The following is a 15,135-nucleotide window of genomic DNA, read 5'->3' on the forward strand; positions in this document are numbered from 1 at the left end:
CTCTATAATTATTCTGACAATCCAGATTCTTTAAATTCTTTTTCAAATCTTGTTACAGATTTATTTAATCTCTCTTTTAAGAAGTATCCAATCAGTATATTAATTACTCCAAATACTATTAATATAACAACATTAAACATAACTGTACTTAAAAGTGGTCCAGCTATTGCTTCTCTCAAGTTACTTAGTGTATAGGTAAATGGGAAAAATGGTTGAAGTATTCTAAATATTAATGGGTCAACTTGTATTGGATAAGTACCTCCAGAACCAGCTATTTGCATAACCATCATTACTATACCTATTGCTTTTCCTATATTCCCAAACAGAGAAACTAAAGTATATAAAATTATTGCAAATACTGCTGATGATAAAACCGCAGTAAATATAAATAATCCTAAACTTTCAGTTTGCACTCCAAGTACAAGTTTATCTCCTAAAGCTACTATAAATCCTTGTACCATAGCAAAGAATACAAAGGTTATCATTTTTCCAAGATATTTCTCTTTTATTCTTAAATCTTCAAAGCCTTCAGCTTCAGTTGTCATTAATGAGACTAAAACTATACCTCCAACCCATAATGCTAAAGTTGTATATATAGGTGCCATACCTGAACCATAATTAGCTATTGGATATATAGGCTCTGATTTTAAGTTAAATGGATTTGATATATAATTTCCCATTACTTCTGGTTTACTTTGAAGAATTGCTATTATACCATCTAAATCATTGTCATTAACTTTTTTTAACTCTGTACTTAACATATGTATAGTTTCTTTAAATTGATTTAATTTATTGTCTAAGTCTTTAGACATTTCTGATGTTAAATCACTTCCTTGTGATGTATATCCTAGCATATCATTAACAGCTTTAACCAAACCTTTAGAACTTTCTACTAAGCTAGATGCATCTTTAGTTGCAGTTACTAAGCTGTCAGCTGTATTGTTTAAAGCTGGTCTAACTTGAGAATCATATGAATCTATTGCACTATTTACATTGTTTGATAAACTGCTTAATGTTGAATTTACAGAGTCTATCGTTTCTTTTATAGAATCTACTGACTCATTTAATTTACTGTTTAATGAACCTAAGCTGTCTTTCTCTGTATCTAATTGATCTTTAATATTTTCTAAATTATTTATCAGCTTGTTTATTTTTTCATTAGGTTTAATTTTATTAAATTCCTTTAAATATTTTACAATAGAATCTATTTGTGATTTGCTATTATCTATTTGCTTATTAATTTGAGATATAGCTGTTTTAGCTGCTTCTTTTGATGCTGAATCAGAATTATTTAAATTATTAACGATGTCTTTTATTTGGTTATTTTGATTATTTATTTGATTTAAAGTTGAATCTATTCCATTAAATGAATTATTTAAGCTATCTTTTATATTTTTTATATTTTCACTTGTATTTAAGTTAGCTTTTGAAACAGAATCTATTCCATTTGATACTTGAGGTAGTGTACTTTGAATACTTTTTAAATACTCAGTTAAATTAGCTGAATTATTATTTACACTATCAAGAATAAAGTTTATTAAGTCCATATGCTCATCTAATGTTATTACAGCTTTTTTAACTTCCACTATTTTATCTTTACTATCCTCTATATCTTTACCATATGTATTTAGAGAAGAGAAAATAGTTTTATTTACTGTAGCTATAAAGTTTGAATTTATTTGATTTACAAGCGTTTCCTCAGCTACCTCAGTTATTTTTCCTGCAACTGGGTTTGATTTTGTATTTACCTTATATATAATAGTTGGTTTTTTAGGTTTTCCAGTTGCAACACTAGTTAAGTCCTTAGTAAAGTCACTTGGTATTTCTATCATTGCATAATAAGTTCCATCTAAAACTCCATGACTACCTTTTTTCTGACTTACAAATTTCCATCCTATTTTTTTATTTCTTCTAAGTTCGCTTATTACATCATTTCCTACATTTAACTTCTTGCCATCTAGAGTTGCACCTTTATCGTTATTTACTATTGCAATTGGTACAGTACTAGTATTCTCATAAGGGTTCCAACATGCTTTTATGTTTACCCAAGCATATAGAGATGGTAAAAAGCAAACACCTATAATAATTATTAGTGCTATAGGGTTTCTAGATAAATTTTTAATATCTCTTTTGAAAACCTTAATTGCCTTTTTCATATTTACCTCCATTTTTTCGACATTTCGTTAGAATTCTAAGCATCAATGTATACATTATAACATTTTTTTACATACAATTTAACATTTAATAAAATGTGTATTAATTTTAAATATTTAGTCTTTTAAATAAAAAAAGATTTATACATATAAATGTATAAATCTTTTACATTGTATTATGAATATATATCAGAAAATTCCACATTCATCCAATTCACTCTATTGATATATTTAGGATTCTCAAAAACATTGTCACTATTTTCACCTACTAAGTCACATGGTAAAGTAATTATAAATTCACTTCCTTCTCCAATTATACTATTTACACATATACTTCCACCATGTATTTCAACTAGCGATTTAACTAAGCTAAGTCCGATTCCGCTACCTTCTCTATCCTTTTTAAATTTATCCTTTACCTGTTCAAATCTTCTAAATATAACATTTAACTTTTCTGGAGGTATTCCTATACCTGAATCTTTTACTCTTATTTCTACATCTTCTCTGCAATTTACGCTTACTTCTATCCTTCCACCTGGATGATTAAATTTAATAGCATTAGATATTAAATTTAACATTATTCTTTCCATATTATCTTGATCAAATCCTATTATTTTTTCTTCTGTATCTGTATCAAATATTATACTTAGATTATTGTCTTTTACAAAATCCGCAACAGATAAACATATATTCTCAATGCAACTTACAATATTATTATTTTTAGGTGAATAATTGAAGCACCCTGCATCTAACCTTGTAGTATCAATCAAGTTATTAACTAATTTTAATAATCTATTAGAGTTTTGCCCAATTATACTCAAATATTTCTCGAAATATTCTAAATTTTCATCATTTATTTTATTTAATTTTAAGTTTATAACTTGAAGCGCGCTAAAAATTAAGTTTATAGGTGTCCTAAGTTCATGGGATAAATTTGCAAAAAAGTCCATTCGCAATTTTTCAAGTTCTAAGTCTAACTCTTTATCTTGAGTAATATCACTTAATATGCCTATTTTTTTTAATACTTTTCCATTTTCATCTAATATGGGAACAAACTTGGCAAATATCCATTGTTCTTCTAGCCCTTTTCTTTTTATTCTGAAAGTTAAATTATAAGGTTTGTTAAATTCATAACCCTTAGGCCCGTTTTCAAATTCAATTTCATTTCCATTTTTAATCCAACCCTCTATATCTTTATATGATTCTCCTAATTGAAATCCAAACATTTTCTCAAAAGCAGGACTTATATATTGAACTTTTGATTCATCTAATATAATAATAGAATCATGTATATTATTTGCAATTTCTAAAAATATTTTTTCATTCTTTTCTGTACTTTTAAAAACTTCCACTTTACTAGTCATTTCTATAGATATTCCAATTGTTCCTAAGATAATATTATTTACACTATCGATAAACGGGCATTTTACTGTTTGAAAATATCCTAGCTTATTTTTATCTAAATAAATAGTATCTTCATAAATATTCATTTTATTATCTTTCATAACATTATTGTCTTGACCAATAAACTCATTTGCAAGCTCTCTAGACATAATCTCATAATCAGTTTTTCCTACTACATCATCATATATTTTGTCGAAAAATTCCAAAAACTTATCATTTACGTCTACATAAATGCCATCTCTATCTTTAATCCAAGCCAAACATGGAGAATTTTTCAGTTCAGAAGATAGCTTAAAACATTGATCACTAATTTTAGTAAATCTTATGTGAAACTCTTCATTTCCCGAACTATATATTTCCATATTAAAATGTGTATCTATTTTTTCTATATATATCAATTTTGTATATTTTTTATTTTCTTTTGCTTTTCTAAATATTTTTGTCCATTCATCTAATTTAGATTGTTCTATACTGTTTAATAGATATTCATTCATTATATTTTCATCGTGCGTATCAAAAAATCTCTTATAAGCTTTATTAAACTCTTTAACTTCCACACCTATAAATTTTTTATCATTATCCGTTTTAACTTTTATGTGTATGTAAGCCATAGGACTATCTTCTATCATTTCCCTATATATACGATCCATATTTTCCCCCTGTATAAAATTATATATATATAATTTTATACATTTTAGTTATTATTTTCAATAAAATGCTTTATTTTTTATGAAATTTCATCAAATTAGTTTATTTTATATAGAATTTAGTCGAAAATATATTATTTTATCACCTGTGCTTAGTTTCACTAAATATTGTATTTCATCTACATGTAACTAACTCTACCCATTTTTCATATGATACTATATCACTTTAAAGGGGGATAAGCATTATGACATTAACTGGAGCTCACTATATTTATATATTTTTTATTATAATAATTTTAATTACTATGATTTTTAAAAAGGATACTATCGTTCCATGTACTTTAGGAATTTTCTTTATATCATTATTTTATACAAGAAATATAGCATCTTCGGTTGGATCTATATTTAATTCCTTGATAATTTCTTTAGTTGAACTTGGACCTGTTATAATGATTATTTCAATTATGGTTGCATTATCAAAATCACTTCAGGATAATTATGCTATAGAATATATGATAAAGCCTTTTTCTAAAATTATAAAAAATGAAACAACTGCCTTTTTTACAGTAGGTATTTTTATGATGATACTTTCTTGGTTTTTCTGGCCTAGCCCTGCTGTTGCCCTTGTAGGTGCTATATTTTTACCCATAGCCATAAAATCTGGTCTTCCAGCTATAGGAGTTGCAGTATCTCTTAATTTATTTGGTCATGGACTAGCACTCTCTACAGATTTTATAATCCAAGGTGCACCTAGTATAACTTCAGGAGCTGCAGGTGTAGAGGTTTCAAGTGTTATAAGTAGTGGAATGATTTTATTTTGGGTTATGGCTGTAGTTACTATAGGAGTATCATTTTATATGTTAAAAAGAGATATTAAAAAAGGTATTTTTAAATCTGAAATAAATAAAAATAAAAAAATGGATATAAAAATATTTAATACAAAAGCTAAATTTGCAACCTTTTTAGTACTAATCATGTTTGTTCTAGATATCTTTGCTATGTACAAATTCAATCTAAAGGGTGGAGATGCAACCGCTTTACTTGGTGGTACAGCTGTATTTTTATTAATTATAATAAATATAGTTAACCACGGTAAAAACAGTTTAGAAAAAATCTGTAATAATATAACTGATGGTTTTTTATTTGGAATTAAAATCTTTGCAGTGATAATACCTATAGGTGCATTTTTTTATATGGGAGAAGTAACCCCTTTAAATAATCTATTAGGAGATGTTTTACCTGCTTCTTCTCAAGGTTTATTGTCAGACATAGGAATATACCTTTCTAAAGTAGTTCCTCTTAATAAATATGTAGTTTCTATAATGGAAACTATAGTAGGGTGTATAACCGGTCTTGATGGGTCTGGGTTTTCAGGTATGGCTTTAGCTGGGTCTACAGCTTCTGTATTTGGTAATGCTACTGCCACAAATGTATCTACTCTAGCTGCTCTTGGTCAGATAGGAGCAATATGGACTGGCGGAGGATGTTTAGTACCTTGGTCAGTAGTATCAGCTGCAGCTATTTGCGGTGTTAATCCTATAGAACTTGCTAAACGAAATTTAATTCCTGTTTGTTCAGGATTATTTGTAACTACAATTGTTGCTATGTTTATTATATAAAGATTTGAGAATATAACTTTTTAGTTGTAATTTAAATAAAAAAGCTTATCTGACTTTAGATAAGCTTTTTTATTTATAAATATTATAAATATGATTAATATCTTTATTTATTTTTATAAATATATCTACAATTTCAGGATCAAAGTGCTTTCCTTTTTCTGATAAAATTATATCTATTGATTTTTTATGGCTAAAACCTTTTTTATAACATCTTTCCATCCTAAGCGCGTCATAGACATCTGCAATCGCAACTATTCTAGCTTCAAGAGGTATTTTTTCTCCTTTTAGTCCTTTTAAATAACCTGTACCATCATATCTTTCATGATGATATAAAATAATATTATTTGCAACATTTCCTAAATCATTTTTCTTAATAATATCAAATCCTATAGAAACATGTTCTCTCATTATTTCCATTTCTTCTTTAGTTAATTTACCTGATTTTTTAAGTATTTTATCCGGTATACCAACTTTTCCTATATCATGTAAGGATGAAAAGAATACTATTTCATTTATAAATTCTTTGCTACAATTCATTGCTTTAGCTATAGCTTCGCAGTATTTAGAAATTCGTTTTATATGATTTCCTGTATCAGAATCATTTAATGCATTAACATCTTCCAGAGTTTCAACTAATGATAAAACTAATCGTTCATTTTTATCTAGAGCCTCATGAAGGTTATTATGAAAATCATTTTTTAATCTCATTTCTTTTTTCAACTTTAAAATATATATTGAACTAATAACCAAAATACCTAACAGAGCTAAAATAATTTTTATTATAGGTTCATAATCTATTTCCTTGTTTTCTTCAATACTTATCTCATTTAATTTTGGAAATAAATATGAACTCATTGTGTTGTCTACTTTTTCCATTATACTGACTAATTGTTTATATTCTTTATTTACTCCTATATGTTCATAAAAGACTTTCTTAACAAATCCAACTTGGTATATATCTTTATATGTATCTTCTTTTTTATTATAGTTTGCCATTATAAAATTATCTCCTAAGAAATAATCTATTTCTCCTTCATGTAAAGCTTTTGTCATTTCATTATAATCTTTATATTGCGTACATTCATAGTCTATTAAGTTGTCTTCTATAAATTTTTTATCAGCATTTTTTACAATTCCAATTTTATATCCTTCTAAATCATTTATACTATCAATTATTTTTTCGTAACTTGAATATATATATAAATTATATTTATTATAAGTATTCATCAAATTTAGTTTCTTCTCATTATTGTCACTTTCAGAAACCCCAAAATATAACATAGGTTTTTTATTTTGTATACTCCTATAATCTTTAAAAGATACATCTAATAAATATTCAAGCATATTTATGTAATCATTTAATATACCCTTATGCTTTAAATCTCGGTAGTAATATGGCTCAAACTTATAATTAATTTTAATAGGTATATTTTGATTTTTTCTTAACCAATCTTTTTCTTCATCTGTAAATTTTAGACTGTACTTTAAATAGTTTAATTGATTTTTTATCTTAATTTGTTCCATGTATTTTTTAGTAATGCTTTTTAATGCTTTATTAATTAAGCTTCCAAGTACTTTATCTTTTTTTACAGCTGCCCTTAATCCTATATCAAATTTATTAGATATATTGCTTTGATATAAGGTTTGATCATGTGAGAGTTTTAATCCTTTAATTATTTCACTATTTCCAATAAAGCCATATATATCATTATCTTCATATAATCTTTTTATATCTTGAATATTATCAATTATTACAAAATTTACTTTTCCTTTGTAAATTTTAACTAAATCTTTAAAATATTTATGAATAGCTATTGGCCTTCCTTCCAACTCTTTTAATGATTTAATCTTTCCATGTGTATAAAGTTTTAATTTAATTGAATCATATGGATTTGTTATATAATAATCTTCTTTGTTATAATTATTATTTTCACTAGACCAAATTATATCTGAATCTGAACTTGAATTATTGTTATTTGTTTCAATATTTATTCCGTATAATTCATTTATATATTTACTCAAATCCTCAAGTACTCCTGAAGCTTTTCCATGTATTTCGTAATAATACATATTATTATTTAATATTGGACTCGCAGTTATTTTTCTGGATTTATTTTCTTTAATCCATTGTTGTTCCTCTTTTGTTAAATTCAGAGAACTATACTTACTTTCTGTATTTAAAATATGGATTGATAATATTACAAAAATAAAAATAATTATGAATATACAAATAACTAATTTAAACTTATTTGTTTTCAATATGGGTAATACCTCCAATGTAAATTTAAATTATATTCTAAATTTATACTATAATTTAATATTATTATTTTAGCCGTTCTATTTTGTAATTTAATGTCAAATTATTTTCATATTTTACCATATTCCAATACTTTTATCTATAAGTTCCTAGCGAAAAATTAGGTATGTTAAAACTCTATATTTTTAATCTCAGTGTAATTACATTTTTTTATTAAGATATATTGTACTTACTAATTTAATACTTTAATACACTATTTTTAACATAGTTCATATTATATAAAGTACTAAATATTTAATTTTGGCGGTGAATACATGAAGGCAAATTTAGTTTGCAAAGGTGGAGGTATAAAAGGAATTGCATTAGTAGGTGCTATATCTTGCTTAGAAGAAAGAGGATATGAATGGGAAAATTTAGCTGGAACTTCTGCTGGAGCCATTATAACTTCCCTATTAGCAGTTGGATATAATTCAAATGAGATAAAAAATATTTTATACGATATAAATTACGAAAATTTTAAAGATAAAAATAGATTGCAATACATTCCACTTATTGGAGATTTTTTAAGTGTTTTTATTCATAAAGGAATTTACTCTGGTAATTGCATAGAAAATTTTTTACATGAAAAGTTTAAAGCTAAAAGTAAAACTAAATTTAAAGATATATCTGTAAATGGAAAAAGTAAGCTTAAGATGATAGCCGTCGATGTTACAAGAGGTAAACTTCTTATATTACCAGACGATTTGGTTGGTTATGGAATAGACCCTATGGAATTTGAAATATCAAAAGCAGTTAGAATGAGTCTTAGCATTCCACTTTATTACTATCCAGTAAAAGTAAAAACTAAAGATAGATGTTGTTTTATAGTGGATGGCGGATTACTTAGTAATTTTCCAATATGGGTTTTTGATACAGATTCTTGTACATGTTCTACAGTTCCTACCTTTGGTTTAAATCTTTCTGGAGAAGCTAAGGTTATATTGCCTAAATGCCAAAACTCTATATCTTATTTATTAAGTGTCATTCATACTTCACTAAGTACAAATGAAGATGTTTACTTTAAAGAAAAAGATGCACTAAGAATAATTAATATCCCAACATTAAATATATCTACTACAGATTTTGATTTATCAAAAACTGATATGTCTAACCTATACAATTCTGGATATAATTCAGCTTATAAATTTTTAGATTCTTGGAACTTTGAACACTATATATCAAAATATGGATTTTAATATTATTTTATTTTTAAAGAGTTTTTCATAAAACTCTTTTTCTTTTCGAAATTTTCTGAAAACAAAACATATATATTCAAATTGTTTAATATTATATATTGTGTTAAATTTAATGACTAAGCAAATCAGAATTAATAATTATTTAATGATAGGAGTGAATATATGAAAAAACTTTTAGTCAAATGGAACCAAATAAGTTTAGTTAAAAGGATTGTTCTTGGATTAATATTGGGTATTATTCTTTCGCTAACTATACCTACTGTAGCTAAACCTATTTCAATATTTGGTTCATTATTTGTAGGAGCCTTAAAAGCTGTTGCACCAATACTTGTATTTTTTTTAGTAATGTCTGCTATCTCTCAACATAAACAAGGTCAACAAACTAATATGAAATCAATAATCGGACTTTATCTCTTAGGGACTTTTTTAGCCAGTCTTATAGCAGTTTTAGCTAGTTTTATTTTTCCAATAACTTTAACTCTTGGTGCTGGTGTCGATAATATAACTCCTCCAGGCGGAGTTATAGAAGTTTTAAAAAGTCTACTTATGAATATTGTAGATAATCCGGTTAAAGCACTTTTTAATGCTAACTACATAGGCATACTATCTTGGGCATTAATTTTAGGTTTTGCACTAAAAACAGCTAATAATTCTACTAAAACCATTATAAATAACGTATCGGATGCACTTTCTCAAGTAGTAAGATGGATAATTAACTTTGCCCCACTAGGTATTATGGGTCTTGTATTTGATAGCATCTCAACTCAAGGGATTAAATCTTTACTTAGTTATGGTCAGTTAATAATTTTATTAGTTGGGTCTATGGTATTTATAGCTATTGTTATAAATCCAATTATAACTTTTGTATGTATTCGTAAAAATCCATATCCACTTGTTTTTAAATGTCTAAAAGATAGCGGACTTACTGCATTCTTTACTAGAAGTTCTGCTGCTAACATTCCTGTAAATATGGGGCTTTGTGAAGAATTAAAATTAAACAAAGATACCTATTCTGTATCTATTCCTCTTGGTGCTACAATAAATATGGGTGGTGCTGCTATAACTATATCTATATTAACACTTGCAGCAGTTCATACACTTGGTATAGAAGTTGATATATGGATGGCTTTGATACTTAGTCTATTATCTGCTATAAGTGCTTGTGGTGCTTCTGGTGTTGCTGGTGGCTCACTTTTATTAGTTCCTCTTGCTTGTAGTTTATTTGGTATACCAAACGATGTTGCTATGCAAGTTGTAGGGGTTGGATTTATAGTTGGTGTAATTCAAGATTCTTGTGAAACTGCATTAAATTCCTCAACAGATGTTTTATTTACAGCAGTAGCTGAACTTTCAAAACGTCGTAAAGAAAATATGAAAAAAACACTCCAGAAAAATTAATAAAAAATGGTCTATTTTTTAATAGACCATTTTCTTTTATAATATATTAAACTCTGCTTTACTTCCTTTTGAAGTAGATACAACTTCTAATTTTGCATCAATTCTTTCTTTTAATTCCTCTACATGGGAAATTATGCCCACTAATCTTCCTCCTCTTTGTAGCTCAAGTAAACTATCAATTGCATTATCTAAAGATTGTGGATCTAAAGTTCCAAATCCTTCATCTACAAACATTGTATCTAGAGACACTCCGCCTGCATTTGATTGAACTACATCAGAAAGACCTAGAGCTAATGATAAAGAAGCTTTAAAACTTTCTCCACCAGATAGAGAACTTACATCTCTGGAACTGTCTGTGTAATTATCATATATCTCAAGTTCTAGACCTTTTTGCCCTGCGCCCTTACTTTTACTTTTCTTTCTAATTAATGAGAATCTATCCCCTGTCATTTTTTCCAATCTTATATTAGCAGCTTCTATTATATCTTCAAAATAAGATGCCAATATATATCTTTCAAAAGATATATATGGTGATTTTTTACCATTTGCTAAATCTGCCAACTCACCAACTACTTTATATTCTTCTTCCATAGATTTAAACTTTACATTAAGAGATTCTACATTTTTAAGCACAGATTTATTATTTTCTAATATAGAATAAATCTCCCTTAACTTAACTTCTATTTCTTTTTTAGTACTTTGTAAGTTTTTGATTTCTTCATCTATACTAGTTAAATCTATAAATTCTAAATCCTTAGTTTTAATATTTATATCTTCTTCCTTAGAATTAAACAGTTTTAATTTTAAATAATATTCATCAACTTCTTTTTCTAATAACTCTATTGAAGGAATATTTAATTTAGCTTCTTCATAACATCCTAAATTATTAAACCCTAATTTATTCATAGATGATTTAAACTCTAATTCTACTTTTTCTATAACATCCTTTAACTCTTTTATAGAATTATTTATTTCTTTAGATTTTGAGGTTTCACCTTCTAACTTTCTAGAAGTGATTTCACTTTCTTCTCTCAACTTATTTAATCTATTTATACTATCTTTTAAAACTTTGTTTTTTTCATCTATTAAAGATTTAAGTATTCTAACATCTAAAATTTCTTTAGGAATTTCTTTTTTATATTCATCTATTTTAGTATTAATTCGAGTTAACTCTTTTAAACATTCTTTCTCATTTTCTTCTAAAATATTTAGGGATTTTTCATTTTCTAAAATTTGATTATCTATAGTTATATTTTTATTTATTATAGAATCTTTTAAAATTAACTTTTCATTTACCTTTGTAAGTTCGATTTTTAATTTATCTATTGAATCCTTTAATTCAATTCCTTTAGTTTTTACATTATTACATGTGTTATTAGAATAAATCCTATCTATATTTAAAACATCTGAAAACTTCGCTAAGCTATTATTTACAATTTCAAAGTAATTTTTCTTTTCTTCATTTAATCTTGTTAATTCATTTATTTTTAAGTTATTTTCTTTTTCAATTTTTTCTAAATTTTCCTTAGCTAATTTTAATTCCTCTTTTGTAGGAACTTTTAAGTTACTACTTATAATAGCTGGATTTGGATGATTAGTTGATCCACATACAGGACAAGGTTCATTAGCTTTTAAATTACTTGCAAGTATTCCTGCTTGTTCTTTTTTATACAGACCATCCATCTCTTCATATCCATATTTAATAGATTTATAATTTTTTTCAAATGATTCATATTCTTTACTTAAACTATCATGATTTAGTCGAGAGTTTTCATAACTTACTATATTTTTAAATAACTCTCTGATTTCTTGTATTATTTTATTTTTATTTAATATTTCATTCTCTATTTCTACTTTTCTAGTTTCTAATGTAGATATTTCTTTTAGTATATTCTCATTTTCTATTTTATCTTTTTTAAGTTGTTCAATATGTTCTTTATTTTTTATTATTTTTAATTTAACTTCTTCTATTTTCTTATTTTTATTTAATATGTGATTTTTTAAGTTTTCAAATTCTAAAATTTTAGGTTCTATACTTTTTAAATTATCTATGTCTAACTTGATCTTATCTCTTTCACTTTCTTTACTTTCTTCTATTTTTAAAGTTTCTTTAGCTATATCATAATATTTTCTTAAATCTTCTATAGTATTTAAACTTTCTTTATAGTCTTTCTCTCTTTGACTTAATTTTGCTTTATTTTCTATAAGTTTATCTTCTATATATTTTATCTCTTTAGCATTTTTTGCGTTTATTATAATTTTCTTTTTCTTTTCAAAAACTTCTTTTTCACTTAAAAGTTTATCAAGAGTTTTTATTATATCTTCTTTTTCTTTTAATAATTTATTATTATTCTCTATAGTTAGTTTTTCTTTATTTCTTAGTTCTAACTTACTTGAAAGATTTTTATCTTCTTCTTCAAAATTTTTATAATCAAACTTATTTTTTTCAATAACTTTTTTTAGTTTTTCTATTACAAATGGAAAATCAACATACTCTCCAAGAACTATATCATGTTCTCCTTTTATATTTTTTAAATTAGTCTGTATTTCATCTTTACTTTTATTTCGATTTTTACTTAATGCTATAGCATTTTCTTTAAGTTGTACTTGAATTTTTTCAAAATCATATGTATTAAATATCTTTCTAAATATTCCTTCTCTTTCTAAAGAGTCTGCTAATAATAATTTTTTAAACTCACCTTGAGGAAGCATTACTATCTGTTTAAATTGATCTCTAGTTATACCTAAGATTTCAATTAGTTTATTAGTTACATTGGTAACCTTTGTTATAACCTTTCCATCTGGTAGTGTAAGAGTTGCATCTGCACTTTTTTCAGTATAACCCTCACCTCTAGCTTTTTTCTTTTTCTGCTTTGGAACTCTATTTACTATATACCTCTCTCCTTTAAGTTCAAATTCCAATTCAACAAAAGTTTCTACCCCATCATCTGCAAAATGACTTCTTAGCGAATCTGTTTCTCTAGACTCTCCACTTGCCTCACCATATAGAGCATAGCTTATTGCATCAAATATAGTTGTTTTACCAGCTCCAGTTTTTCCTGATATAACAAATATATTTCTTCCATTTAATTCTTCAAAATCTATAACTTGTTTTTGAGCATAAGGGCCAAAAGCACTTATAGTCAATTTAATAGGTCTCATTATTTCACCTCACTTTTTAAAACTTCATTTATAGTATTTATTAATACTTCTTCTTTTTCTTTTGTATAATCACCATTTCCTAAGTCATCATAGAATTCCTTAAAAAGCTCCAATTTACTTTTTTTCTTATACTCACCTTTTGCTGAAGTTTTATCTTCTGTAATTTCTTTTTTTCTTTCTCTTGTTATTAACATCGTATTTGGATAAACTGACTTTAACTTTTCCATAGGATTTATAAGTTCTCCATCATCAGTTAGTATAGCTTGTATATAATCATTTTTTCCCTCTTTAATATTTCTTCCTTCTTCTAATAAATCTTCTATATTTCCTTTAATAATTCTTAAATCTCTTAACGGCTTCATAAGTTTAAAATCTATATCAATATTATTTTCTTTATTTATATCTAATACATATACTCCTTTTTTCTGATTAACTTCAGAAAAAGAATATTTTAAAAGAGATCCGGAATATCTCATTTCTTCCCTTCCAACTTTTTGTCTTCCATGTAAATGACCTAAAGCAACGTAATCAAAATCTTCAAATATATTTCCATCTATTAAGTCTGTTCCTCCTATAGATAATGGCCTTTCTGATTCTGATGTTTCAAGTTCTGCAACCTCGTATTTATTTTCTAGTTCTTTTATTGCATCTTTTCTTTTCATGGTGACATAACCATGACCTACTAGGATATTTTTTTCCTTTTTATTTAACTCTTTTTTTATTTTATTTACTACAGAAATCATGGCATCATTATGGCTTTTTATTTCTTTATCTTCTAATATCTTTCTTATTAGTGCAGGATCTTTGTATGGGACTAAATAAAAATTAATATTTTTATTTTCGTCTTTTATAGTTACTTTTTTGTATAATTCTTCATCTCTTCCAGCTATATATAGTCCTTGCTTTTCTAATATACTACCCCCAAAGCTTAGTCTTTCGCCTCCATCATGATTTCCTGATATTGCTAATACTTTTATATTCTTCTCTATTATAAGTTTGTTTAGAGTTTCATTTAATAATTCTACAGCTTCTACAGGTGGTATCGATCTATCATATATGTCTCCAGCAATTAGAAGTACTTTTGGATCCTCTATTTCTATTAATTCTATAAGTTTATTTAAAATGTATTTTTGATCTTCAATCATTGAAAACTCATTTACAATTTTTCCTATATGCCAGTCACTCGTGTGAATGATTTTCATAAAACTTCCTCCTTATGATTTATAAATTGATTATACCATAAAAAGCCCTCAATTTAAT

At 26.0% G+C, this 15,135-nt stretch carries 8 protein-coding genes; 3 read left to right on the top strand and 5 right to left on the bottom strand.

The genetic code is table 11. The features are described from left to right. Positions 1–8 precede the first annotated feature (8 nt). A complete protein-coding gene (locus ATCC9714_RS08395; RefSeq protein WP_057545012.1) occupies positions 9–2,156 on the bottom strand; it encodes a YhgE/Pip domain-containing protein in 2,148 nt (715 codons plus the stop codon). Positions 2,157–2,329: 173 nt separating this feature from the next. Next, positions 2,330–4,207: a sensor histidine kinase gene (locus ATCC9714_RS08400; protein WP_077065678.1), complete on the bottom strand. Its 1,878-nt coding sequence runs from the start codon at positions 4,205–4,207 to the stop codon at positions 2,330–2,332. 242 nt (positions 4,208–4,449) lie between these two features. Here ATCC9714_RS08400 and ATCC9714_RS08405 point away from each other — a divergent pair, with 242 nt between their 5' ends. Further along, on the top strand, positions 4,450–5,823 hold the full coding sequence (locus ATCC9714_RS08405) for a hypothetical protein (RefSeq protein ID WP_057545013.1): 1,374 nt from the start codon (positions 4,450–4,452) through the stop codon (positions 5,821–5,823). 69 nt (positions 5,824–5,892) lie between these two features. Here the strand turns inward: ATCC9714_RS08405 and ATCC9714_RS08410 are convergent, their stop codons facing one another. Beyond that, complete coding sequence (locus ATCC9714_RS08410; protein ID WP_057545014.1) at positions 5,893–8,082, bottom strand: HD domain-containing phosphohydrolase; 2,190 nt, start codon at positions 8,080–8,082, stop codon at positions 5,893–5,895. A gap of 312 nt (positions 8,083–8,394) precedes the next feature. On the opposite strand from ATCC9714_RS08410, the gene ATCC9714_RS08415 reads away from it, so the two are divergent. Continuing rightward, the gene (locus tag ATCC9714_RS08415; RefSeq protein WP_057545015.1) at positions 8,395–9,315 is read left to right on the top strand and encodes a patatin-like phospholipase family protein; all 921 of its coding nucleotides are present in this window, start codon (positions 8,395–8,397) and stop codon (positions 9,313–9,315) included. 162 nt (positions 9,316–9,477) lie between these two features. Beyond that, entirely contained in the window at positions 9,478–10,713 is a 1,236-nt protein-coding gene (sstT, locus tag ATCC9714_RS08420; protein ID WP_057545016.1) for a serine/threonine transporter SstT, read from the top strand. A 36-nt stretch (positions 10,714–10,749) separates the two neighbouring features. Here sstT and ATCC9714_RS08425 read toward each other — a convergent pair whose 3' ends face one another. Together ATCC9714_RS08425 and ATCC9714_RS08430 are read right to left on the bottom strand one after the other, a co-directional pair. Then, positions 10,750–13,875 carry an AAA family ATPase gene (locus ATCC9714_RS08425; protein WP_057545017.1) on the bottom strand — a complete coding sequence of 1,042 codons (3,126 nt, stop codon included), beginning with the start codon at positions 13,873–13,875 and terminating at the stop codon, positions 10,750–10,752. After that, positions 13,875–15,077 (bottom strand): exonuclease SbcCD subunit D, encoded by a 1,203-nt coding sequence (locus ATCC9714_RS08430; RefSeq protein ID WP_057545018.1) that lies wholly within the window; start codon positions 15,075–15,077, stop codon positions 13,875–13,877. Before ATCC9714_RS08430 ends, ATCC9714_RS08425 begins: the two co-directional genes overlap by 1 nt. Positions 15,078–15,135: the final 58 nt, after the last annotated feature.

Source organism: Paraclostridium sordellii, assembly GCF_000953675.1.
Classification (GTDB): domain Bacteria; phylum Bacillota; class Clostridia; order Peptostreptococcales; family Peptostreptococcaceae; genus Paraclostridium; species Paraclostridium sordellii.